Source organism: Pseudomonas sp. GW821-FHT07F01 (assembly GCF_059418825.1).
The window spans coordinates 179,769-203,328 of the sequence record NZ_JBWKQO010000005.1 but is presented as its reverse complement, the minus strand read 5'-3'; the positions used below and the strand labels follow the sequence as shown (position 1 = coordinate 203,328).

General features: G+C 62.3%; 18 protein-coding genes and 2 pseudogenes. 12 read left to right on the top strand and 8 right to left on the bottom strand.

Annotated elements, in window-relative coordinates; genetic code table 11:
- The 4 genes from cyoB to hmpA all read right to left on the bottom strand — a co-directional run bounded on the left by cyoB (position 1) and on the right by hmpA (position 5,818).
- Positions 1 to 2,019 carry a cytochrome o ubiquinol oxidase subunit I gene (gene cyoB, locus AC07R1_RS19235; RefSeq protein ID WP_011063286.1) on the bottom strand — a complete coding sequence of 673 codons (2,019 nt, stop codon included), beginning with the start codon at positions 2,017 to 2,019 and terminating at the stop codon, positions 1 to 3.
- A 3-nt stretch (positions 2,020 to 2,022) separates the two neighbouring features.
- Positions 2,023 to 2,967 carry a ubiquinol oxidase subunit II gene (gene cyoA / locus AC07R1_RS19230; protein WP_011063287.1) on the bottom strand — a complete coding sequence of 315 codons (945 nt, stop codon included), beginning with the start codon at positions 2,965 to 2,967 and terminating at the stop codon, positions 2,023 to 2,025.
- Positions 2,968 to 3,763: 796 nt separating this feature from the next.
- Complete coding sequence (locus AC07R1_RS19225) at positions 3,764 to 4,273, bottom strand: disulfide bond formation protein B (protein ID WP_011063288.1); 510 nt, start codon at positions 4,271 to 4,273, stop codon at positions 3,764 to 3,766.
- 363 nt (positions 4,274 to 4,636) lie between these two features.
- Positions 4,637 to 5,818 carry an NO-inducible flavohemoprotein gene (hmpA, locus tag AC07R1_RS19220; RefSeq protein ID WP_011063289.1) on the bottom strand — a complete coding sequence of 394 codons (1,182 nt, stop codon included), beginning with the start codon at positions 5,816 to 5,818 and terminating at the stop codon, positions 4,637 to 4,639.
- Positions 5,819 to 5,974: 156 nt separating this feature from the next.
- On the opposite strand from hmpA, the gene norR reads away from it, so the two are divergent.
- From norR to AC07R1_RS19195, 5 genes are all read left to right on the top strand, one after another.
- The gene (gene norR / locus AC07R1_RS19215) at positions 5,975 to 7,531 is read left to right on the top strand and encodes a nitric oxide reductase transcriptional regulator NorR (RefSeq protein ID WP_401024863.1); all 1,557 of its coding nucleotides are present in this window, start codon (positions 5,975 to 5,977) and stop codon (positions 7,529 to 7,531) included.
- A 177-nt stretch (positions 7,532 to 7,708) separates the two neighbouring features.
- Complete coding sequence (locus tag AC07R1_RS19210; protein WP_065365220.1) at positions 7,709 to 8,611, top strand: chemotaxis protein; 903 nt, start codon at positions 7,709 to 7,711, stop codon at positions 8,609 to 8,611.
- A gap of 3 nt (positions 8,612 to 8,614) precedes the next feature.
- On the top strand, positions 8,615 to 9,094 hold the full coding sequence (locus AC07R1_RS19205) for a GNAT family N-acetyltransferase (protein WP_220223237.1): 480 nt from the start codon (positions 8,615 to 8,617) through the stop codon (positions 9,092 to 9,094).
- Positions 9,095 to 9,191: 97 nt separating this feature from the next.
- Positions 9,192 to 9,518: a hypothetical protein gene (locus tag AC07R1_RS19200; protein ID WP_015636919.1), complete on the top strand. Its 327-nt coding sequence runs from the start codon at positions 9,192 to 9,194 to the stop codon at positions 9,516 to 9,518.
- 91 nt (positions 9,519 to 9,609) lie between these two features.
- Positions 9,610 to 10,359 carry a YkgJ family cysteine cluster protein gene (locus AC07R1_RS19195; protein ID WP_220223238.1) on the top strand — a complete coding sequence of 250 codons (750 nt, stop codon included), beginning with the start codon at positions 9,610 to 9,612 and terminating at the stop codon, positions 10,357 to 10,359.
- Positions 10,360 to 10,390: 31 nt separating this feature from the next.
- Here AC07R1_RS19195 and AC07R1_RS19190 read toward each other — a convergent pair.
- From AC07R1_RS19190 to AC07R1_RS19180, 3 genes and pseudogenes are all read right to left on the bottom strand, one after another.
- Positions 10,391 to 11,380, bottom strand: a pseudogene (locus AC07R1_RS19190) (methyl-accepting chemotaxis protein); the annotation flags it as partial.
- 312 nt (positions 11,381 to 11,692) lie between these two features.
- Positions 11,693 to 11,974 (bottom strand): annotated as a pseudogene (locus tag AC07R1_RS19185) (PAS domain-containing protein); the annotation flags it as partial.
- 158 nt (positions 11,975 to 12,132) lie between these two features.
- Positions 12,133 to 12,378, bottom strand: coding sequence for a hypothetical protein (locus tag AC07R1_RS19180; protein ID WP_011063296.1), 246 nt, complete (start codon positions 12,376 to 12,378; stop codon positions 12,133 to 12,135).
- Between the two features lie 213 nt (positions 12,379 to 12,591).
- Between AC07R1_RS19180 and AC07R1_RS19175 the strand changes: the two genes are divergently transcribed.
- The 7 genes from AC07R1_RS19175 to AC07R1_RS19145 all read left to right on the top strand — a co-directional run bounded on the left by AC07R1_RS19175 (position 12,592) and on the right by AC07R1_RS19145 (position 22,508).
- Positions 12,592 to 13,752 (top strand): efflux RND transporter periplasmic adaptor subunit, encoded by a 1,161-nt coding sequence (locus AC07R1_RS19175; protein WP_495110847.1) that lies wholly within the window; start codon positions 12,592 to 12,594, stop codon positions 13,750 to 13,752.
- Positions 13,749 to 16,844 carry a multidrug efflux RND transporter permease subunit gene (locus AC07R1_RS19170; RefSeq protein ID WP_072450917.1) on the top strand — a complete coding sequence of 1,032 codons (3,096 nt, stop codon included), beginning with the start codon at positions 13,749 to 13,751 and terminating at the stop codon, positions 16,842 to 16,844. The genes AC07R1_RS19175 and AC07R1_RS19170 overlap by 4 nt, the downstream gene beginning before the upstream one ends.
- Positions 16,845 to 16,852: 8 nt before the next feature.
- On the top strand, positions 16,853 to 17,530 hold the full coding sequence (locus tag AC07R1_RS19165) for a heavy metal response regulator transcription factor (protein WP_011063299.1): 678 nt from the start codon (positions 16,853 to 16,855) through the stop codon (positions 17,528 to 17,530).
- Positions 17,520 to 18,884 (top strand): heavy metal sensor histidine kinase, encoded by a 1,365-nt coding sequence (locus AC07R1_RS19160; RefSeq protein ID WP_041119787.1) that lies wholly within the window; start codon positions 17,520 to 17,522, stop codon positions 18,882 to 18,884. The genes AC07R1_RS19165 and AC07R1_RS19160 overlap by 11 nt, the downstream gene beginning before the upstream one ends.
- 220 nt (positions 18,885 to 19,104) lie before the next feature.
- Positions 19,105 to 19,329 carry a hypothetical protein gene (locus AC07R1_RS19155; protein ID WP_011063301.1) on the top strand — a complete coding sequence of 75 codons (225 nt, stop codon included), beginning with the start codon at positions 19,105 to 19,107 and terminating at the stop codon, positions 19,327 to 19,329.
- 190 nt (positions 19,330 to 19,519) lie between these two features.
- Positions 19,520 to 20,845, top strand: a complete 1,326-nt coding sequence (locus AC07R1_RS19150; protein WP_258611146.1) for an OprD family porin — start codon at positions 19,520 to 19,522, stop codon at positions 20,843 to 20,845.
- A 139-nt stretch (positions 20,846 to 20,984) separates the two neighbouring features.
- A complete protein-coding gene (locus tag AC07R1_RS19145) occupies positions 20,985 to 22,508 on the top strand; it encodes a sensor domain-containing diguanylate cyclase (RefSeq protein ID WP_495110846.1) in 1,524 nt (507 codons plus the stop codon).
- Positions 22,509 to 22,577: 69 nt separating this feature from the next.
- Here the strand turns inward: AC07R1_RS19145 and lpxC are convergent, their stop codons facing one another.
- Positions 22,578 to 23,489: a UDP-3-O-acyl-N-acetylglucosamine deacetylase gene (lpxC, locus tag AC07R1_RS19140; protein WP_011063304.1), complete on the bottom strand. Its 912-nt coding sequence runs from the start codon at positions 23,487 to 23,489 to the stop codon at positions 22,578 to 22,580.
- Between the last annotated feature and the right edge of the window lie 71 nt (positions 23,490 to 23,560).

Sequence of the window (23,560 nt, the reverse complement as noted above, 5' to 3'; positions counted from 1 at the left end):
TTAAGCCTGTTCCAACGAGGTTTCAACACGGGTAGCCGGGATCTTGTTCTCCGATACCAGACGCTTGTGCTGTTCGGCTTCGATGCGCTCGATCGTTTCGACCGGCACCATGTAGCCTTGATCATCACGGGCAGCGTGGATCGCGAAATAGATCACGGTGCCGGCCAGGCTTGCGATGGCCAGCCACCAGATGTGCCAGATCATGGCGAAACCGAACACGGTCAGCAGAGCCCCCATGACCAGACCGGTAGCGGTGTTGTTGGGCATGTGGATCGGCTGGTAGCGGCCAGGCTGCGCGTAGGCAGTGCCGTTTTCCTTGGCTTCGGTGAACGGATCGATGCCTTCGGCTTTCGGCAGTACCGCGAAGTTGTAGAACGGAGGTGGCGACGAGGTCGACCATTCCAGGGTGTGGGCGTTCCAAGGGTCGCCGGATACACACATGTTCTGCTTGCGGTCACGCACGCTGACGTACAGCTGGATCAGCTGGCAGGCGATACCCACGGCGATCATCACCGCACCTACCATGGCGACGTACAGGTACGGCACCCACTCAGGGTTGGTGGTGGCGTTCAGACGACGGGTCATGCCCATGAAGCCCAGTGCATAGAGCGGCATGAACGCGACGAAGAAGCCGGAGATCCAGAACCAGAACGCAGCCTTGCCCCAACCTTCATGCAGCTTGAAGCCGAAGGCTTTCGGGAAGTAGAAGCTGAAGCCGGCGATGTAGCCGAATACCGCGCCGCCGATGATCACGTTGTGGAAGTGAGCGATCACGAACAGGCTGTTGTGCAGAACGAAGTCGGCACCCGGAATGGCCAGCAGTACGCCAGTCATGCCGCCGATGGCGAAGGTCACCATGAAGCCCAGGGTCCACAGAACCTGGCTGGTGATGCGCAGACGGCCGTGGTAGATGGTGAACAGCCAGTTGAACAGCTTCACCCCCGTCGGAATCGAGATCAGCATCGTCGCCAGGCCGAAGAAGGCGTTGACGCTGGCCCCCGAACCCATGGTGAAGAAGTGGTGCAGCCAGACCATGAAGCCCAGTACCGAGATCGCGCCGGAAGCGTAGATCATCGAATGGTGGCCGAACAGGCGCTTGCCGGAGAAGGTCGAGATCACTTCGGAGAAGATACCGAACGCCGGCAGGATCAGGATGTACACCTCGGGGTGACCCCAGGCCCAGAACAGGTTCACGTACATCATTGGATTGCCACCAAGTTCATTGGTGAAAATGTGGAAATCCATGTAACGGTCAAGCGTCAGCAGTGCCAGGGTAGCGGTGAGGATCGGGAACGAAGCCACGATCAGCACGTTGGCCCAGGTGCAGGTCCAGGTGAAGATCGGCATGTCCATCATCTTCATGCCCGGGGTACGCATTTTCAGCACGGTGGCCAGGAAGTTGACCCCCGTCAGCGTTGTCCCCAGCCCTGATAGCTGTAGCGCCCAGATGTAGTAGTCCACACCCACGCCCGGACTGTATTGCAGGCCCGACAGCGGCGGATAGGCAACCCAGCCGGTCTTGGCGAATTCGCCAACGCCCAGGGACAGGTTGATCAGCACCACGCCCGAAACCAGCAGCCAGAAGCTCAGGGAGTTGAGGAACGGATAGGCCACGTCACGCGCGCCGATCTGCAGCGGCACGACAAGGTTCATCAGGCCGGTGAAGAATGGCATCGCCATGAAGATGATCATGATCACACCGTGAGCGGTGAAGATCTGGTCATAGTGTTCAGGTGGCAGATAGCCAGGCGAACCCTCGGTGGCCATGGCCAGCTGGGTACGCATCATGATGGCGTCGGCAAAACCACGCAGCAGCATGACCATGGCGACGATGATGTACATCACACCGATTTTCTTGTGGTCGACGGACGTCAGCCACTCGGTCCACAGATAGGTCCACTTCTTGAAGTAGGTGATTGCCGCGAACAGCGCCACGCCACCGAGCAGAATCATGGCAACGGTGACCATGACAATCGGCTCGTGGAACGGAATCGCTTCCAGACTTAATTTACCAAACATCGTTTACTCCTCTGCCCCGGCAGCTGAATGCGAACTCACGTCCATCCCTTCCGTTGCGGCCACTTCCTTTTCTTTCTTCTCGTGCTTGAGCGGCTTGCCCGGTTTCATGCCTTCATACTTGTCGATGACGGTCTGGAACAGGTTTGGCGCGTAGGCGGAGTAGAGCTCTACAGGATTGTTCTGGCTTGGCTTGGAAAGGGCTTCGTATTCAGCGGTGTCCAGCTGTTTAGGTGCCTTCTTGACTTCGTTTACCCAGGCGTCGAAATCTTCCTGACTGGTAGCGATCGCTTTGAACTTCATGCCGGTGAAACCCGCGCCGCTGTAGTTGGCGGAGATACCTTCAAGTTCGGTGTTCTGGTTGGCAATCAGGTGCAGCTTGGTGGTCATGCCCGCCATCGCGTAGATCTGGCCGCCCAGGCCCGGGATGAAGAACGAGTTCATCACGGTGTCGGAGGTCACGCGGAAGTTCACCGGGGTATGGGCCGGGAAAACGATCTTGTTGACGGTGGCGATCCCTTGGTCGGGATAGATGAACAGCCACTTCCAGTCCATGGCGACCACTTCGATGGTCACTGGCTTGACGTCGGAATCCAGCGGACGGTACGGGTCCAGGGCGTGGGTCGACTTGTAGGTGACATAACCCAGGGCAATGATGATGAGCACCGGAACCAGCCACACCGCGATCTCGATCTTGGTGGAGTGGGACCACTTCGGCGCGTAGGTCGCGTCCTTGTTGGAGGCGCGGTATTTCCAGGCGAAGGCGAAGGTCATGATGATGACCGGCACAACCACCAGCAGCATCAGGATGGTTGCCGTGATGATCAGGTTTCGTTCATCCAGACCGACCTGACCCTTGGGATCGAGCAAGGTCCACTTGCAGCCTCCCAGCATTAACATGCCGAGCAGCGGCAATAAGCCTAGTAATCTGGGGTACCTGTTTTTACTCATCTCACGACCTCTAAAGCAGCTTGCGCAATGCAGTTGGGTTTTGATCGCCAACACTTCACCCTGCCAAGGGTTGGCATTTTTCTTCAATTGAATAAGGGCCTGCCCGTTGCGTTAAGCGCTCAACGACACATCCCGGGCTAGCAGTGGTTCTTATTCGATCTCGTGGTCAAAGGCCTTGTTACAGACCAATTCCATTTGGTGCGGAAGTTTGGAAGGCGCCGACACCCGCAGTCGCATGGAGCGCTCTATCCGCCCCTCGACCGTCCTCGTGTGCTCAGGGTTGAGCAGCGTCGGAAATTCAGTGCGGGCGATTGTAGATATGTCGCGTTTTATAAACCATGTCTTATCCCGAAATAATTTTTATCCCATGGCGCAACAATCCCTCATGATTGTTGCGAAGGATCGCAATCATAGCGATTTTCATTTGCAACAAAAAGCCCCAAAAAGGACCTGAAACACCCCCCTTCCAGGACTCTCGATCCCCCCTGAGGGCCGCCTTCCATCAGGCTTCACCCCTTGTAAAACGGGCGCTGTGAAGATTTGTATCGATAGCAGGCTATGGTTCTCGGCCGACAGGCTCGCGTACACAAACTGACAGGCTCTCATTGAACCAGCGCGCCAGAATGCAGTCTGTTGCAGCGACTCAACCGCCCCTCTGCGACCGCGGCACTGTGACAACATGTCGCACTTTTGCCGCACCTGCGCTTGCCGCAAATCACGGACTTTTCAGGTGCCGAATGAACGGCACAAAAAAGCCCCGGCCCTCCCATGGGGAGCCGGGGCTTTTACGGGCGAATCAGTAGGTTTTCTTGCGATTGCGCACCACACCCAGAGGCACCAGGATCACCGTCAGCACGAACGCCACCAGCGCCCACTGGGCCAGGGACAGACCGAGGATCGGCGGGTACGGCGTGGAGCAGAAACCGTCCACCTGAAAGCCCAGGGGGAAGATCTTGGCCAACGGCAGGCTGTCGACAATCGGCTGCAGTACATCGATGCCACAGCTCACCGAGGGGTAGAACTGGGTGTACACATGGTGCCCCGCCACGCCCGCGCCGGCGAGGGCGCAGATGACCACCAGGGTTTCCATGACCGTGACCCCACGTCGCGAACTCATGGCCGCACCGATGAAGGCAAACAGTGCAATCAGCAGCAAGGCATAACGCTGCAGGATGCACAGCGGGCACGGCGCCTCGCCCAGCACCACCTGCATGTACAGGGCTCCGCCGATCAGTGCCAGGCAGATAATCCCCAGCAGCACCAGGAAACGCCGCTCGCGTCCCAAACCCAGTCTGTCGTCACTCATCCCTATTCCTTTTTCTGTTGTGTTCAGCCTGCCCCCGAGACCCGAGGCGGCAGACCGAGATTGTCTTCGATGAACCCGTCGATCGCGTGCAGGCCAATGCTCGCAGAGGCACACCCGGCTGCCGGGAAGTCTACACGTTGAACATGACCTTTGAATGCAGGGACGTACAGCGCCACTGCAACGCGGCTTCGGGCGCTTTGCCAGTTGCGGACAATAGCGACAAGCAGGTTAAGAGTGGATTAACCGCCATACCAAATACGCCGAGAATAAAGGCGGTTTCGGGAAAGTCAGCGAATGCCGGAGCGACATGAAACGAAGGGGAGAGAGAAAAGGCCGGCGCCCGTGGGGAGCCGGCCGGGGTGGTTATTCCAGGGCCGCTGCCGGACCGAAGAACTCATAGCGGCTCTGCTGCTCGGGAATGCCCAGGGCCTGAAGGTGGCGCTTGATCGCGGCCATGAAACCCTTGGGCCCGAGGAAGTAGGCGTCCAGGTCGCGTTGCTCCGGCAGCCACTCGGCCAGTTGCTCGCGGGTCAGCATGCCCAGCTTGTCCGCCGCCGGGCTGACACCGTCATCCTCGGCGTAGCAATAGAAGCGCTTGAGCTGTGGATACCGCTGGGCCAGTTCATCGACCCAGTTGCGAAAGGCATGCACCTGGCCGTTGCGGGCGCAGTGGATGAAATGCACCGGACGCTCGGTGGCCAGCGCCGCCTCCAGCATCGGCAGGGTTGGAGTGATGCCCACCCCGCCGCTGATCAGCACCAGCGGTTTGTCGCTGGCCGCCAGGGTGAACTCCCCCGCAGGAGGGAACAGCATGACGCTGGTGCCCACCGGGCATTGGTCATGCAGGTAGTTGGAGGCCACGCCGCCGGTTTCGCGCTTGACGCTGATGCGGTACTGGCCCTGGTTGGAAAGTGCCGAAAGGGAGTAGTTACGACGGATTTCCTCGCCCCCTATAAAGAGCTGCAAACCGATGTACTGCCCCGGTTCAGCGGCGAGGATCGGCCCCTGGTCCAGCGGTTCGAAATAAAAGGAGGTGATTTCCGCGCTTTCTTCCACCTTCTGCACCAGCCGGAACTCACGGGCACCGCGCCAGCCGCCGGGCGCCTGGGCTTTCTCGTCGTAGATCGCCGCCTCGGCGCCGATCAGGATATCCGCCAGCTGGTTATAGGCGGCGGCCCAGGCATCGATCACTTCCTGGGTGGCGATCTCGCTGCCCAGCACTTCGGAAATGGCCCGCAGCAGGCAACCGCCAACGATGGGGTAATGTTCCGGAAGGATCTGCAAGGCGACGTGCTTGTTGATGATCTTGGCCACTAGGTCCCCCAACTGGTCCAGTTGGTCGATGTGCCGGGCATACATCAGAACACCATTGGCCAAGGCCCGGGGCTGATCGCCGCTGGCCTGATGCGCCTGGTTGAACAGTGGCCGCACTTGCGGGTACTCGGAGAGCATCATCCGGTAGAAGTGGGTAATCAGGGCTTCGCCGCCGCTTTCGAGCAGGGGCACAGTGGCTTTGATAATGGCACGATCTTGAACGCTTAGCATAAGGACAACTCCTGGACTTTATGACTGCTTGCAGGTTTCCTATGCCTAATCAGTTTTCGTGCCAAAAATAAATACGTTAAATATCAACAAGTTAAAATAAATATAGTCATAAAGACACTCTGTCTTTTATAGTCATTAAGACACCACGGAGTCATTATGACTGCAAAATCCCTGCTCACCGCCCTGCTTCCCCTGGTCACCGACCTGTCCCGCGAACTGCCCGAAGGCGAGCGCTATCGCCGCCTGCTGGAAGCTCTGCGCGCCCTGCTGCCCTGCGATGCCACCGCACTGCTACGCCTGGATGGCGAGTGGCTGGTGCCCCTGGCGGTCAACGGCTTGAGCACCGACACCCTGGGCCGCCGTTTCAAGGTCAGCGAGCATCCGCGCTTCGCCGCCCTGCTCAGCAGCCCGGGCCCGACCCGCTTTGCCAGCGACAGCGACTTGCCCGACCCCTACGACGGCCTGGTGGAAGGGCTCGATGATCACCTGGAAGTGCATGACTGCATGGGCTGCCCGCTGTTCGTCGACGAGCGCCCCTGGGGCCTGCTGACCCTCGATGCCCTGGACCCGCAGCGCTTCGAACCCATTGAGCTGGATGCCCTGCAAGCCTTCGCCAGCCTCGCCGCCGCAACGGTCAGCGCCGCCCAGCGCATCGAACGCCTGGCCCAGCGCGCCGAAAACGAGCACCAGCGGGCCGAGGTCTATCGCCAGGCCAGCGGGCAGAACCGCGAGATGATCGGCCAGAGCAAGGCCCACAAACGCTTGCTGGAGGAAATCAAGCTGGTGGGCGGCAGCGACCTGACGGTGCTGATCACCGGAGAAACCGGCGTCGGCAAGGAACTGGTCGCCCAGGCTATCCACGCGGCTTCGCCCCGGGCCGAGCAGCCGATCATCAGCCTCAACTGCGCGGCCCTGCCCGACACCCTGGTGGAGAGCGAGCTGTTCGGCCACGTGCGCGGCGCCTTCACCGGGGCCACCCAGGATCGCCGGGGAAAATTCGAACTGGCCAATGGCGGCACGCTGTTTCTCGATGAAGTGGGCGAGTTGTCGCTGACAGTACAGGCCAAACTGCTGCGGGTGCTGCAAAGCGGCCAACTGCAACGCCTGGGGTCGGACCAGGAGCATCGGGTCGACGTGCGCCTGATTGCCGCCACCAACCGCGATCTGGCGGAAGAAGTGCGCAACGGCCGCTATCGTGCCGACTTCTACCACCGTCTCAGCGTCTACCCCCTACGGGTGCCGGCACTGCGCGAGCGCGGCCGCGATGTGCTGCTGCTCAGTGGCTACTTCCTGGAACAGAACCGCTCGCGCATGGGCCTGGGCAGCCTGCGCCTGAGCGCTGAGGCGCAACAGGCGCTGCTGGCCTACCACTGGCCGGGCAACGTTCGCGAGCTGGAGCACTTGATCGGGCGCAGCGCTCTGAAAGCGCTGGGCAACCACCCCGAGCGACCGAAGATCCTCAGCCTGGATGCCGGCGATCTGGACCTGCCCCGGGCCAGCGAAAGAACCAGCGCCCCCGTCGAGCCTGCTGGTGCAACCCAGGCCATGCCTGCCGTAGCCGGCGACCTGCGCCAGGCCACCGACCACTACCAGCGCCAACTGATCAGCAGTTGCCTGGAGCGGCACCAGCACAACTGGGCCAGCGCCGCCCGTGAGCTAGGCTTGGACAGGGCCAACCTGAGCCGCCTGGCCAAGCGCCTGGGCCTGCGGTAAACGCCAGCGCCGACAAAGCGCCCCGCCCCTCTGCAGGAGCCGGCTTGCCGGCCAGGGTCGCGCCGCCGACGGAAAGCGGGAACACCGCTAAAGCCAGCCCTGAACACGTCGATAACCCGTTATCAATGGTTGTCCGTGGCCCGTGCCACGAGCCAATTTTCTCCAGAGAAGGTTTTTATGTCCTCCAACAAAGCCCGCGCAGATTCGCTATCGCTTCTGCTGTTTACCTTGCGCAGCGGCAAGCTGATGGCAATCAACCTGCTTAAAGTCAGTGAAATCATTCCCTGCCCGCCGCTGACCAAGCTGCCCGAATCCCACCCCCACGTGAAAGGCATCGCCACCCTGCGGGGCAACTCGCTGTCGGTGATCGACCTCAGCCGGGCCATCGGCGAGCGGCCCCTGGCCGACCCCGACAGCGGCTGCCTGATCGTCACTGACGTCAGCCGCTCCAAACAGGGCCTGCACGTGCAGGCCGTGAGCAAGATCGTGCATTGCCTGACCACCGATATCCGTCCACCGCCCTTCGGTTCCGGCGGCCTCAAGTCCTACATCACCGGGGTGACCCAAGTGGACGGCACCCTGGTGCAGGTACTGGATATCGAGAAAGTGATCCATGGCATCGCCCCGGCCCAGATCGAGATGGCGCCCACCGAGCTGAGCATGGAAGACGCCGAAGCCCTGGGCAACGCGCGGATCCTGGTGGTGGACGACAGCCAGGTGGCACTGCAGCAATCGGTACACACCTTGCGCAACCTCGGCCTGCAATGCCACACCGCCCGCAGCGCCAAGGAAGCCATCGACTGCCTGCTGGAACTGCAAGGCACGGCCAACGAGATCAACCTGATTGTCTCGGACATCGAGATGTCGGAGATGGACGGCTACGCCCTGACCCGCACCCTGCGGGAAACCCCGGACTTCGCCCACCTCTACGTGCTGCTGCACACCTCCCTGGACAGCGCCATGAACAGCGAGAAAGCCCGTGTGGCCGGTGCCAACGCCGTGCTCACCAAGTTTTCCTCGCCAGAACTGACCCGCTGCCTGATCGACGCAGCCAAGACCATTGCCACCCAGGGCGCCTGAGGCATGAGCCAGATCCACTGTTTGTTGATGCGCCGCGATCTCACTGCCCCATTGGCAGCGCCGCAGTGGCCTGCCGGCATCACTGTGTACAACTACAGCCCCGAGCATGCGCAGGCTGTGCATCAGTTGATGCATCTGGGCTACCAGGACGGTGGCGGCGACGTCCCGGTGCTGGACAGCTGGCGCCAGGCCTTCGAGAGCGATGCCGAATACGACCCCGAACTGTGCCTGGTGGCCCGGGATGCCGAAGGTGTGATCGGCGTCGCCCAGTGCTGGACCAGCGCCTACATCAAGGACCTGGTGGTACACCCCCGAGCGCGCGGCCAGGGCCTGGGGCGCGCCTTGCTGCAGCAAGCCTTCATCCTGTTCGCCGAACGCCGGGAAGGCTGCGTCGATCTGCGGGTACTGGAAGGCAACCTGGGGGCCCGGCGCCTCTACGAAAGCGTCGGCATGTACATCGTGCGTCACGAAACCCTCGACTGATCCGCCGGTCACTATCCTGTAGCTGCCGCCGAAGGCTGCGAACGGCCGGATCAGCCGCGGCGATCCCAAAGCCCCTGCGCCCCAAGGAGCCGCCCCCATGAACGCCAAGACTCTGTGCCTGCTCTGCCTGGCCACCCTCACCGGCCAGGCCAGCGCCTCCAGCGACGATGCCTGGGCCGCCCTGGAGCAGGCCATCCGAATCAGCTGTACCCAGGCCAGCGGCCTGCAAAACCCCAAACCCGTGGGAACCATCGCGCAATTTCCCGACCAGGTCGGCGTCAGCGCCCTGTTGCTGCAAGGCCGCTACCCGCAGAAACACATGCGCGGCCAATCGGGCATCGAACTGTGCCTGTACAACAGGCAGACCGGCCAGGCTGCGGTCAGCGAGTGGGACTCGATCCGGCCGGCCCTCAAGGCCCGGTGAATGGCGCATAACTTGCTTCGGCATGGACCCGGGTAGCGTCCATGACGGTTTTCCCACCTGACTCCTGCTGATCCACAAGGCGCTTCGTGCAATGAACACTCAGTTTTCCTGCGTCGGCTGCGGCAAATGCTGCAACGATCACCACGTGCCCCTGACCCTGCTGGAAGCCCGCGACTGGGCGGCCGACGGCGGCCAGGTGATCATTCTGGTGGAAGCCTTCCTCGGCAATGGCCTGGGGCTGCCGATGCAGCAGCGCGAGCACGCCGAACGCCGTTCCTGCCGGGTCCGCAGTGGCGCCACCGAAGCCTATGTGGCGATCACCTTCGCCGCCTACAACGTCGGCCCCTGCCGGAATCTTGACGAAGACCAGCTGTGCCGCATCTACCAGCGCCGGCCACTGGTGTGCCGCATCTACCCCATGGAAATCAATCCGCACATTCCCCTCAACCCGCAGGCCAAGGAATGCCCGCCGGAATCCTGGGAACAGGGCCCGCAACTGATTCTGGGGAATGAACTGGTGGATCAGGAGCTGGCCGAGCTGATCCGCCGCTCGCGCCAGGCCGACCGTGACGACATCCACACCAAGGAAGCCATTTGCGCCTTGCTGGGCATTCGCACCACAGCGCTCAAGGGCGACGGTTTCACCGCTTACCTGCCGGACATGGGCGCCCTGGCTAACGCCATCGACCAGGTCCAGGCTGCACCACCCGGAACACCGAGCCAGCCCTGGCGCTTTCACCTGTCCGGAGACGATATCGCCGGTCAGGTCCAGGCCGCCGGTGCCCAGGTAGTCAGTGAAACGCCTCTGGACTACGCCTTCATTTCCCTGCGCGCCGCCTGAGCCGCGGACAACGGCGGGTCGGCGAACAGCCCTAGCCGCGCTTGTGCCAGAACTCCAGGGCCAGTTGCCGCAAGTCCCCCGCCAGCCCGGCCACGTCGCCTGAGTTGACGTGGCTGAGCTGGCCGGCACTGACGGTCGCCTCACAGGCATTGCGAATGCCGATGATGTTGCGGTTGATGTCCTCGCTGACTGCGCTCTGCTCTTCCACCGCTGCGGCGATCTGCAAGCTCATCTCGGTAATCTGGTTGACCCGCTGGCTGATGCCGTCCAGGGCCACCGCCGCGCGCTTGGCCTGGTCGACACTGCTCTCCAGGTGCTGGCTGCTGTGCTGCATGGCCTCCACCGCATTGCGCGCGCCCATTTGCAGGGTGCTGATCATGCGCTGGATCTCGTTGGTGGAATCCTGGGTACGCTGGGCCAGCCCGCGCACTTCATCGGCGACCACGGCAAAACCCCGGCCCTGCTCCCCGGCCCGCGCCGCCTCGATTGCCGCATTCAGGGCCAGCAGGTTGGTCTGCTCGGCGATGCTGCGGATCACCTCCAGCACCCCGGAAATGTCGGTGCTATGGCTTTCCAGTTGATGGATGACCTCGGTGGCCCGCTCCAGCTCGCTGGCCAGGCGCAGCACCGCACTGCGGCTTTCGCCCACCAGCAGGTGGCCCTCACGGGTTTCGCTTTCCGCCTGGTCCGCCGCCACCGAGGCCTGCTGGGCATGGGTGGCGACCTCGGCGACGCTGGCCGCCATCTGGTGAATGGCCGCCGCCACCTGATCGGTTTCCGCCTGCTGCTCCAGGGTGCTGTTGTGGCTGCTGTGCAGATGCTCCACCAGTTCCGCGGCATGCCCCTCCAGGCGCTGGGACGCATCGCCGATGCGCCCCACTACCGCGCCCACCTGGGCTTCGAGCATCTGCAGGGCGAACTCGATGCGCCCGAACTCGTCGGTACGGCCGGTATAGATGCCCTGGCTCAAGGGGTTGTCACCGATCTGCCGGGCGCGCTCGGCCAATCGATCCAGTGGACGCGCTTGCACGCCGACCGCCGTCAGGCTCAGGCACCACCCCATGGCCATCACGGCCCCCTGGACCATCCAGGATTCGGGCAGCAGCCACACTGAAACGCCGTAGCTGCCGATGAAGCCGGCGCTGATGGAGGCCCAGAGACGCAACCGCAGGCTGATCACCGGCAACAGGCTCCACCACGAGGGGCCGGCACCGTTGAGCTGGGCATAGGCCCGCTCCGCCGCCTCGATCTGACGGACGCTGGGTTTGGTGCGCACCGACTGGTATTCCACCGCCTGGCCATCGCGGGTCACGGGCGTGACATAGGCACTGACCCAATAGTGATCGCCGTTCTTGCAACGGTTCTTCACCATGCCCATCCACGAACGGCCGCGCTTGAGGGTGCGCCACATGTGGGCGAAGGCCGCGGAGGGCATGTCCGGGTGGCGCAACAGGTTATGCGGCGAGCCCAGCAACTCCTCACGGCTGTAGCCACTGATCTTGATGAAATCAGGGTTGGCGTAGGTGATCGCGCTAGTCAGATCAGTGGTCGAAAGGATATTCGCATCAGGGGCAAAGTCCACGTTTCGCCCAGTAACCGGAAGGTTGATCTTCATGGATAGCGCGCTCGTATGTGTTGGGTGGAGTCGGCAGGGCTGCTGACTCTAAGCGCACTGATGCCACAAATACTGATCCAGCTCAGGTTTAAAGCAATTAGCCATCATTGCGATTAAAAAAGCGCAAATCGGGATTTTTTCTGCGAATGTCGGCGATATCAGCGTTTGCCCATGGAGCGACGAGTGCCGGGAGGCGCTGCGCCGGGGGTCTTGGTGTGTCCGTTGCTGGCACCATTTTTGTACCAGGGCTGCTGGGCATTCTTGGCAGGAGCAAACTCGGAAGGCTTGAAGGGAAACTTGAACGCCGGGATCGCCGCTGTGCTCGGGGTGTCGGTAGCGGTTGCGTCGGCGGCCGGGTCGACGTTCAGGGCGTCATCCGCAGCGGGTTGTGCAGGGGAAGTCATGGAAACTCCAGGAGAGAAAGGAAATCCGCGCCGGGGTGCAGGCCGCAGTGGGCGCCAGTATACCTGTGCGCCAGCCATCTTTGATCAGGGCCCACCGGGAGTTTTCTGACAGCGCTGACAGCTGGCCGTCACGGTGCTGACCGGGTTGTCGGGCTATAACTGTGCCCAGATCATGGCCATCCTTCCGACATCATTGCCCGGCGCTCTCACCCCATGCCCATTGCCAAGAAAACAGTCGTGACCGCAGCGGTACTCGTGGTGCTCATCGCCGGCCTCGCGTGGTTCCTGAACAAGCCCGCCACTGCCAGGCTGGCCGCGCCCACGGCCATTCCGGTACGGGTGGTCAGCGTGCACCAGCAGGATGTGCCGCGTTACGCCAGCGGCATCGGCACGGTGCTGTCGCTGCACAGCGTGGTGATTCGCCCACAGGTGGATGGCATCCTGACCCGGCTGCTGGTCAAGGAGGGGCAACTGGTCAAGACCGGCGACCTGCTGGCGACCATCGATGATCGTTCGATACGCGCCAACCTCGATCAGGCCCGGGCCCAGCTGGCGCAGAACCAGGCCCAGTTGCAGGTGGCCCAGATCAACCTCAAGCGCTACAAGCTGCTGTCGGTGGATGACGGCATCTCGAAGCAGACCTATGACCAGCAAGTGGCCCTGGTCAATCAGCTCAACGCCACGGCCCAGGGTAACCAGGCTGCCATTGATGCCGCTCAGGTACAGCTTTCCTACACTCAGATCCGCTCTCCCGTCAGCGGCCGGGTGGGGATTCGTACCGTTGATGAAGGCAACTTCCTGCGCATGAGCGATACCCAGGGCCTGTTCTCGGTGACCCAGATCGACCCGATTGCCGTGGAGTTTTCCCTGCCCCAGCAAATGCTGCCAACCCTGCAGCAACTGATCCGCGCCCAGGACCCGGCGGCGGTCAAGGCGTTCCTCGGCGCTGACAGCAACAGCGCCGGGGCCCTGCTGGGCAACGGCCACCTGACCCTGATCGACAACCAGATCAACGCCGGGACCGGCACCATCCGCGCCAAGGCGGAGTTCAGCAACGCCCAGCAGCAGCTGTGGCCCGGGCAACTGGTGACGGTGAAAATCCAGACCGCCCTGGACCAGAACGCCCTCACCGTACCGCCGACCGTGGTCCAGCGCGGCCTGGACCAGCACTTCGTGTACCGGGTCAAGGGCCAGCAGGTGGAAGTCGTGCCGGTGCAGGTGGTGTATCAGGACAGCGGGTTGAACATCATTTCCGGGGTCCAGGCTGGCGATGTGCTGGTCAGTGACGGCCAGTCGCGGCTCAAGCCCGGCTCCGAGGTCCAGGTACTGAGCGATCCACCCCAGGTGGTACAGGCGACGGAGCCCCAGCCATGAAGGGCCATGGCTCGGTGTCCGCCTGGTGCGTCGACCATCCGGTTGCCACCGTCCTGCTGACCTTCGCCCTGGTACTGTTGGGCGCCATTGCCTTCCCGCGCCTGCCGGTGGCGCCGCTGCCAGAGGCCGAGTTCCCGACCATCCAGGTGTCCGCCGCCCTGCCCGGTGCCAGCCCGGACACCATGGCCTCTTCCGTGGCCACGCCCCTGGAGGTGCAATTCAGCGCCATTCCCGGCATGACCCAGATGACCTCCAGCAGCGCCCTGGGCTCGTCCTTGCTGACCCTGCAATTCACCTTGAACAAGAGCATCGACACCGCCGCCCAGGAAGTGCAGGCGGCGATCAACACCGCCGCTGGCAAGTTGCCCAAGGACATGCCCACCCTGCCCACCTGGAAGAAGGTCAACCCGGCGGACAGCCCGGTGCTGATCCTCAGCATCAGTTCGACGCAGATGCCCGGCACCGAGCTCAGTGACTACGCGGAAACCCTGCTGGCCCGACAGATCAGCCAGATCGACGGGGTCGGCCAGATCAACATCACCGGCCAGCAGCGCCCGGCGATCCGGGTCCAGGCTTCGGCGGACAAACTGGCGGCCATCGGCCTGACCCTGGCCGACATCCGCCTGGCGATCCAGCAGACCAGCCTCAACCTGGCCAAGGGTGCACTGTACGGCGAGTCGAGCATCTCCACCCTGTCCACCAACGACCAGTTGTTCCATCCCGAGGAATACGGCCAGTTGATCGTTTCCTACAAGGACGGTGCCCCCGTGCACCTGCAGGATGTGGCGCGGGTAGTCAACGGTTCGGAAGATGCCTACGTCCAGGCCTGGTCCGGCGACCAACCGGGGGTCAACCTGGTGATCTCGCGCCAGCCCGGGGCCAATATCGTCGAGACCGTGGACCGCATCCAGGCTGCCCTGCCAGGCCTGGAGGCCATGCTCCCGGCCTCGGTGCAGGTCAAGGTGCTGGTGGACCGGACCCAGACCATCCGCGCCTCATTGCACGAAGTGGAGATCACCCTGCTGATCGCCGTGCTGCTGGTGGTGGCGGTGATGGCGCTGTTCCTGCGCCAGTGGTCGGCAACCCTGATCGTCTCCGCGGTGCTGGGCGTGTCCCTGACCGCCAGTTTCGCCTTGATGTACGTGCTGGGCTTCAGCCTGAACAACCTGACCCTGGTGGCCATTGTCGTGGCCGTGGGCTTTGTGGTGGATGACGCCATCGTCGTGGTGGAGAACATCCACCGCCACCTGGAAGCCGGCGACGGCATGCGCGAGGCGGCAATCAAGGGCGCCGGCGAGATCGGCTTCACCGTGGTCTCCATCAGCTTCTCCCTGGTGGCGGCGTTCATTCCCCTGCTGTTCATGGGCGGCGTGGTGGGCCGGCTGTTCAAGGAGTTCGCCCTGACCGCCACTTCCACCATCATGATTTCGGTGGTGGTCTCGCTGACCCTGGCCCCCACCCTGGCGGCCCTGTTCATGCGCGCGCCGGTGCACCCGGCCCATGCCAAGCCGGGCTTCGGCGAGCGCCTGCTGGCGGTCTACGAGCGCGGCCTGCGCAAGGCCCTGGCCCACCAGAAACTGATGCTGGGGATCTTCGGCCTGACCCTGAGCATGGCCATTGCCGGCTATATCCTGATCCCCAAGGGCTTCTTCCCCGTGCAGGACACCGGCTTCGTGCTCGGTACTACCGAGGCTGCGGCGGACATTTCCTACCCGGACATGGTGAAAAAGCACCAGGCGCTGGCCGAGATAGTCGCCGCCGATCCGGCAGTGCAGGCCTTCTCCCACTCCGTGGGGGTCTCGGGCAGCAACCAGACCATCGCCAACGGCCGCTTCTGGATTTCCCTCAAGAACCGTGGCGACCGGGACGTGTCTGCCAGTGCCTTCATCGACCGCATCCGCCCGCAACTGATGAAGGTGCCCGGCATTGTCCTGTACCTGCGGGCCGGCCAGGACATCAACCTCAGCTCTGGTCCCAGCCGCGCCCAGTACCAGTACGTACTGAAAAGCAACGACGGCCCGACCCTGAGCACCTGGACCCAGCGCCTGACGGAAAAGCTGCGCAGCAACCCGGCCTTCCGTGACATCTCCAACGACCTGCAACTGGGCGGCAGCATCACCCACATCCATATCGATCGCACGGCTGCCGCGCGTTTCGGCCTTACCGCCAGCGATGTCGACGAGGCACTGTACGACGCCTTCGGCCAGCGCCAGATCAACGAGTTCCAGACCGAGATCAACCAGTACAACGTGATCCTTGAACTCGACACCCAGCAACGGGGCAAGGCCGAGAGCCTCAACTACTTCTACCTGCGCTCGCCGCTGACCGGAGAAATGGTCCCGCTCTCTGCCCTGGCGCGCTTCGATGCGCCCACCATCGGCCCGCTGTCGATTGCCCACGACGGCATGTTCCCGGCGGCCAACCTGTCCTTCAACCTGGCCCCCGGCGTGGCCCTGGGCGATGCGGTCATCCTGCTCAACCAGGCCAAGAGCGAGATCGGCATGCCAACGGCCATCAGCGGCAATTTCCAGGGCGCGGCCCAGGCCTTCCAGAGCTCGCTGGCCAGCCAGCCGTACCTGATCCTGGCGGCGCTGGTGGCGGTGTACATCATTCTCGGGGTGCTGTACGAAAGCTTCGTGCATCCCTTGACCATCATTTCCACCCTGCCCTCGGCCGGGCTGGGCGCCTTGCTGATGCTCTGGCTGTGCGGCCAGGACTTTTCCATCATGGCGCTGATCGGCCTGGTGCTGCTGATCGGAATCGTCAAGAAGAACGGCATCCTGATGATCGACTTTGCCCTGGAAGCCCAGCGCCACGGCGGCCTGCCTCCCGAGGAGGCGATCTACCAGGCCTGCATCACCCGCTTCCGGCCGATCATCATGACCACCCTGGCCGCCCTGCTCGGTGCCCTGCCGCTGATGCTCGGCTACGGCGCCGGTGCCGAACTGCGCCAGCCCCTGGGGATTGCCGTGGTGGGCGGCCTGCTGGTCAGCCAGGCCCTGACGCTGTTCACCACGCCGGTCATATACTTGTGGCTTGAGCGGCTGTTCCACCGGCCCCAGCCGGCCCTGTTGCCGGCCACCACTACCTGAGGCGGGTCATGCGCGTTCTGATTATCGAAGACGAAGAAAAAACGGCCGATTACCTGCACCGCGGGTTGACCGAGCAAGGCTACACCGTCGACCTGGCCCGGGACGGCGTCGAAGGCCTGCACATGGCTCTGGAGGGCGACTATGCCGTGATAGTGCTGGATGTGATGCTGCCCGGCCTGGATGGCTTTGGCGTATTGCGAGCACTGCGTGCGCGCAAGCAGACCCCGGTGATCATGCTCACCGCCCGCGAACGCGTGGAAGACCGCATCAAGGGCCTGCGCGATGGCGCCGACGACTACCTGGGCAAGCCCTTCTCCTTCCTTGAACTGGTGGCCCGCCTGCAAGCCCTGACCCGTCGCAGCGGTGGGCATGAGCCGGTGCAGATCAGCATCGCCGACCTGTGGATCGACCTGATCAGCCGCAAGGCCAGCCGTGCCGGCAGCCGCCTGGACCTGACCGCCAAGGAGTTTTCCCTGCTCAGCGTGCTGGCCCGGCGCCAGGGCGAGATCCTGTCCAAGACCGCCATCGCTGAAATGGTCTGGGACATCAATTTCGACAGCGACGCGAATGTCGTCGAAGTGGCGATCAAGCGCCTGCGGGCCAAGCTCGACGGCCCCTTCGAACAGAAACTGCTGCACACCATCCGTGGCATGGGCTATGTACTGGAGAGCCGCGGTGCCGAGTAACTCCATCGCCCTGCGCCTGAGCGGGCTGTTCACTCTGGTGGCGCTGCTGATCTTCCTGCTGATTGGCGGGGCCCTCTACCAGCAGGTGGACAAGGGCCTGGGGCTGCTCCCGGAAGCCGAACTGGATGCGCGCTACAGCGTGCTGGAGTCGGCCCTGACCCGCTACGGCAACCCCGAGCACTGGGCCAAGATCAACGCCAAGCTCAAGCTGCTGAGCGAGGAAGACAAGCGCATCCGCTTCTGGGCCATCAGCGGCGACCCCGGCTATGAATACGGCAGCCCCGACGCGCAGATCCGCGAATTCGCCCAAGGCCCCCTGGGCATGCGTGACCTGAACCTGAGCGATCACCCCTATCCGCTGAAAGTCCTGGTCAGCCAGTTGCCGGCCAAGGAACAGCGCCCGGCCCTGCGCTTTCTGATCGCCATCGACACCGACACCTTCCACCAGACCCAGCATCAGTTGCTGATGGCCCTGATCGGCCTGGCCATTGTCGGCGTGCTGCTGGCCTCGGCCCTGGGCTACTGGGTGGCGCGGATCGGCCTCAAGCCGCTGATCAAGCTCTCCCAGGAAGCCCAGCGCCTGGCACCGCCACGGCTGTCCGGGCGCCTGCAATTGTCGCCACTGCCGCCGGAACTGAAGCAGTTCGTCAATTCCTTCAACTCCACGTTGGAACGGGTCGAACACGCCTACTCGCGCCTGGAGTCGTTCAACGCCGATGTGGCCCACGAACTGCGCTCGCCCCTGACCAACCTGATCGGCCAGACCCAGGTCGCCCTGACCCGGGGGCGCTCGGCGGAGCATTACTTCGAGGTACTGCAATCGAACCTCGAAGAGCTGGAGCGGCTGCGTTCGATCATCAACGACATGCTGTTCCTGGCCAGTGCCGACCAGGGCAGCAAGGCCACCAAGCTCACCACCAGTTCCCTGGCGGCGGAAGTGGCAACGACCCTGGACTACCTGGACTTCATCCTCGAAGACGCCCAGGTCAGGGTCGAGGTCCAGGGCGATGCCCAGGTGCGGATCGAGGTTGCCCACCTGCGCCGGGCCCTGATCAACCTGCTGAGCAACGCGGTGCAGCACACCGCAGCCGGGGAAGTGATCCAGGTGCGGATCGAGGTCCAGGAACACCAGGTGGCGATCGCCGTCAGCAACCCGGGGCAGGACATTGCCAGTGAACACCTGCCACGGCTGTTCGAGCGCTTCTACCGGGTGGATGCCTCGCGCAGCAACAGCGGTGCCAATCACGGCCTGGGGCTGGCCATCGTCAAGGCCATCGCCCTGATGCATGGCGGCGATGTGTTCGTGCGCAGTGACCGGGGCATCAATACCTTCGGCCTGTACCTGCCTCTCTGACTCGGGATTCTCGGATTCTCGGATTCTGTAGGAGCCGGTTTGCCGACGAAGGCGTCAACACATCCGGCGCAAGGCGATAGGACGCGTTCGCTGGCAAGCCAGCTCCTACTATTGTTTTTTTTGTAACAGTCCTTATCCTGTTCGGCTCTTTTTCCAGCAGCCACGTGGTTATATTTTTGTCGCACCGAATTGAACTTGCTCTGCAAGAAGGTCTTCAGAAATGTCCAACAGTATGGGTATCGCCAGCGCGTTTGTTTTGTCTTCCCTGTTCGTGGCACCAATGGCCATGGCCGAAGAATCCCAGGGATTCGTGGCAAGAAATGCCGCACGCGCCGCCGCTTTCGAACAAGCCCAGATCGCCCAGGCAGCCCAGCAGCAAAACACTCAGCAAGCCCAGAAGATCACTGCCGAGCAAAGCAAGAGCGACACTCAGAAAGACAGTTGATCCTAGCTTTCGACTTGTTTCCCTCGACAACTTCTCTGCTTTCAACCCGGGAGTAAGTTGTCTTAAAGCCGCTGAGTTCAGCGGCTTTTTTTTGCCGTATAGAAACCCTCTGCACACTCGTCATACCCAGAACAAGAAACACCCGAATTCACAATAAGAAGCCATTGTCGTTCACCAAAGGAGCTAAACGTTGTTCAAGACCTCACTGAAGATCAGCCCCCTGTTCATTGCAATCGCCGCAACGATCCCGACACTCGGGCAAGCGGCCGAAGAAACCAAGGCCGAGGGTTTTGTCGAGGGTTCGAGCCTCAAGCTCAACGCCCGCAACTACTACATGAACCGCAACCGCCTGCAGCAGAACAAAGACAACATCGAATGGGGCCAGGGTTTTCTCGGCGTCTTCGAGTCGGGCTACACCCAGGGCACCGTGGGTTTCGGCCTTGATGCCAACGCCATGCTCGGCCTCAAGCTGGACGGTGGTGGCGGCACCACCAAGTCAAGCATCCTGCCTATCAGCGACGATGGCCGGCACAAGGCACCCGGCTCGTTCTCCACCGCCGGCGCCACCTTGAAAATGCGGGCCTTCGATACCGAGCTCAAGGCTGGCGACCTGTTCCTCAACAACCCGGTGATCGCCGGCGGCATGAGCCGCATGCTGCCCCAGACCTTCCGCGGCGTGAGCCTGACCAACCACAGCTTCGACGGCTGGTTGATCGAGGGCGGCCAGGCCAGCTTCACCAAGCCGTACAACCAGAGCGGACACAAACGCATCGGTACTTCCTACGGCAGCCTGCGCGAGGGCGACGAGAGCCTGCACCTGAACTGGGCCGGTGTGGCCTGGAGCGGCGTGCCAGGGCTGACCAGCAGCCTCTACGCGTCCGAACTCAAGGACATCTGGAACCAGTACTACTACGACCTGGACTACACCTACGCGGTCAACGAACTGGTCAGCCTCAACCCGGGCCTGCACTTCTATCACACTCAGGACACCGGCCAGGCGCTGCTGGGCAACATCGACAACAACACCTACAGCCTGCACTTCACCGTCGGCGTGGGTAACCACAGCGTCACCGCGGCCTATCAGCGGGTCAACGGCAACACACCGTTCGACTACATCGCCCAGGGCGACAGCATCTACCTGGACAACTCCCAGCAGTATTCGGACTTCAACGGCCCCAACGAGCGTTCGTGGAAGCTCAAGTACGCCTATGACTTTGCCGGTCTCGGCCTGCCGGGCCTGACTTCGGCGCTCTCCTACTCGCGCGGCGAGCTGGACCTGACCAAGGTCGATCCGGCCAGCCGCGGCTATGCCAGCTGGTACAGCGCCGACGGCAAGAACGCCAAGCACTGGGAGCGCGACCTGGACCTCAAGTACGTGGTGCAGGGCGGCAGCGCCAAGGACCTCGCCGTACGCCTGCAGTGGGCCACCAACCGTGGCGGCAACGGCTACGGCGCGCTGGACAACGACACCGACGAATACCGGGTGATCCTCGACTACCCGATCAACGTCTTCTAAGCCGCCCAAACAAAAAGACCAGCATGTTTTGCTGGTCTTTTTTTTATCGGAGATTTATACAAGCGCGCAGGCGTGACCGATTTCTGTAGCCCACGTCCACACTAGACTCAAAACTGTCGACGCAGCAGAAATCAAAATCATGAACGTGAGTAGTGCGACACCCCGCACAGGGAAGATCGCGTCAAATACCGAGCGCCTGCTGATCCTCTCCAGCTCGCTGATCGTTGTAGCCATTCTCGGCATCGTCACCTACCTGTTGATCCGCGAACACGCCGCTGCCGAACAGGCTGCCACACGTGCCGCCAACAACATCGTGCAACTGATCGACGCCGATGTATTGCGCAACGTCGAGCTCTACGACCTGTCTCTCAAGGGACTGATCAGTGCCGCGCAACGTGACGATCTGAAGGATGTTTCGGCGTCCATACGTCACCTGGCGCTGTTCGACCGGGCCACCGCAGCGCCCTACAAGGGCGACATCCTGCTGCTGGACAGGCACGGCGACGTGCTGGCCGACTCGGCCTCGGTCGTGCCGCGCACGGGCAACTACGCCGATCGCGAGTACTTTCGATCGCACATCGACAATCCGGACCCGAGGATGATGATCAGCCCGCCGTTCCGCGCGCGCACCGCCGATCACGACTGGCGGATCAGCTTCAGCCGCCGGCTCAGCGACGAGCATGGCCAGTTCATCGGGGTGGCCGAAGCGGCCATGCGCCTGAGCTACTTCAACGAGCTGTTCAGAAATCTGGATATCGGTCGCAACGGTACGATCAACCTGGTGAGCCGCGACGGCGTTCTGCTGGCCCAGCAACCGCCGCTGGCAGACGACCTGATAGGCAAGAACTTCAGCAGCCGCCCCAACTTCGTCCGCATTCTGCGTGAAGGCAACGGCAGCTTCAGCAGCGTCTCCAGCGTTGATCAGAAGCAGCGGCTGTACACCTTTTCCCAGGTCGGCGATCTGCCCCTGATCGTGATTGTCGCGCTGTCCATTGACGAGGTCTTCGGAGCCTGGCAACGCACCGCGGTGCTGATCAGCGGCGCCACTGGCGCCCTCTGCATCGCCCTGTTCTGGCTGACCTGGCAGTTGTGCCGCGAACTGCGGCGCCGGCAGAGCGCCGAGCAGGAACTGGCGCGCCTGGCAGCCGTCGATGCCCTCACCGGCCTGGCCAATCGCCGGACCCTGGACCAGGTGCTGGGCAACGAATGGTCGCGGGCCCGGCGCGCCAACCTGCCGTTGTCGCTATTGATGGTCGATGTCGATCACTTCAAATCCTTCAACGACCGCTTCGGCCATCCGCTGGGGGACCAGGCCTTGCGTGCGGTGGCACAGAGCATTGGCGCCTGCGTCGGGCGCCCATCGGACCTGGCGGCGCGCTATGGCGGCGAGGAGTTTGCGGTCATCCTGCCAGGAACCGACATTGCCGGCGCCGCCGTACTCGCCGAGAAGATCCGCACCAGCATCGCCGCCTTGCCGGCCATCAGCGAACACGCCGCGCCGCTGACCGTGAGCATTGGCATCAACACCTGGTCGGGTAACGCCGATATCGGTCTTGAACAATGGGTGAGCGACGCCGACAAGGCGCTGTATCAGGCCAAGTACAGCGGGCGCAACCGGGTGGTTTCCAACATGTCCCAGGGCGGCTCCAAGCGCGGCGCTTGAAACCGCAGGCATAAAAAAAGGCCATCCGGGGGGGATGGCCTTCAAAAACAAAAGGAAAGAGAGAGTGACTTACACGGCCGCAACCGGACGCATGTAAGAGATCGGTGCAGTGCTGGCATCTTCGAAGGTCACGACTTCCCAGGCATCTTTCTGCTCAATCAACTTGCGCAGTAGCTGGTTGTTCAGTGCATGGCCCGACTTGAAGCCTTTGAACTCACCTATCAGGCTGTTGCCCAGCAGGTAGAGGTCGCCAATTGCATCCAGGATCTTGTGCTTGACGAATTCGTCTTCGTAGCGAAGACCGTCTTCATTCAGTACGCCATCCGAATCGACCACAATTGCGTTTTCCACGCTGCCGCCGAGTGCGAGGTTGTGCTTGCGCAGGTACTCGATATCACTCATGAAACCAAAGGTACGGGCGCGGCTGACTTCTTTTACAAACGAAGTACTGGAGAAGTCCACGCTTGCACTCTGGGTGCGGTCACGGAAAACCGGGTGATCGAAATCGATCTCGAAGCTCACTTTAAAACCATCGAAAGGCACGAAAGTGGCGCGCTTGTCGCCGTCTTCCACGGTCACTTCACGAAGGATGCGGATGAACTTTTTAGCTGCGTCCTGTTCTTCGAGGCCAGCAGATTGAATCAGGAATACGAAGGGTCCGGCACTGCCATCCATGATCGGGACTTCAGACGCGGAGAGCTCGACGTAGGCGTTATCGATGCCCAGGCCAGCCATGGCCGAGAGCAAGTGCTCCACCGTGTCCACTTTGACGTCACCGTTGACCAGAGTGGTCGACATCGTGGTTTCGCCAACATTTTCCGCGCGAGCAGGAATCTGCACCACAGGGTCCAGGTCGGCACGACAAAACACAATGCCGGTGTCGACAGGCGCAGGCTTGAGGGTCAGGTATACCTTCTCCCCGGAATGCAGGCCTACACCTGTGGCACGGATAATATTCTTCAGGGTGCGTTGTTTAATCATGGCTTGGGCCGCTTCAGCGCAAATTGCGAACTGGTATCAACAAAGGCTGGCGATAATAGCAGACCATGCCT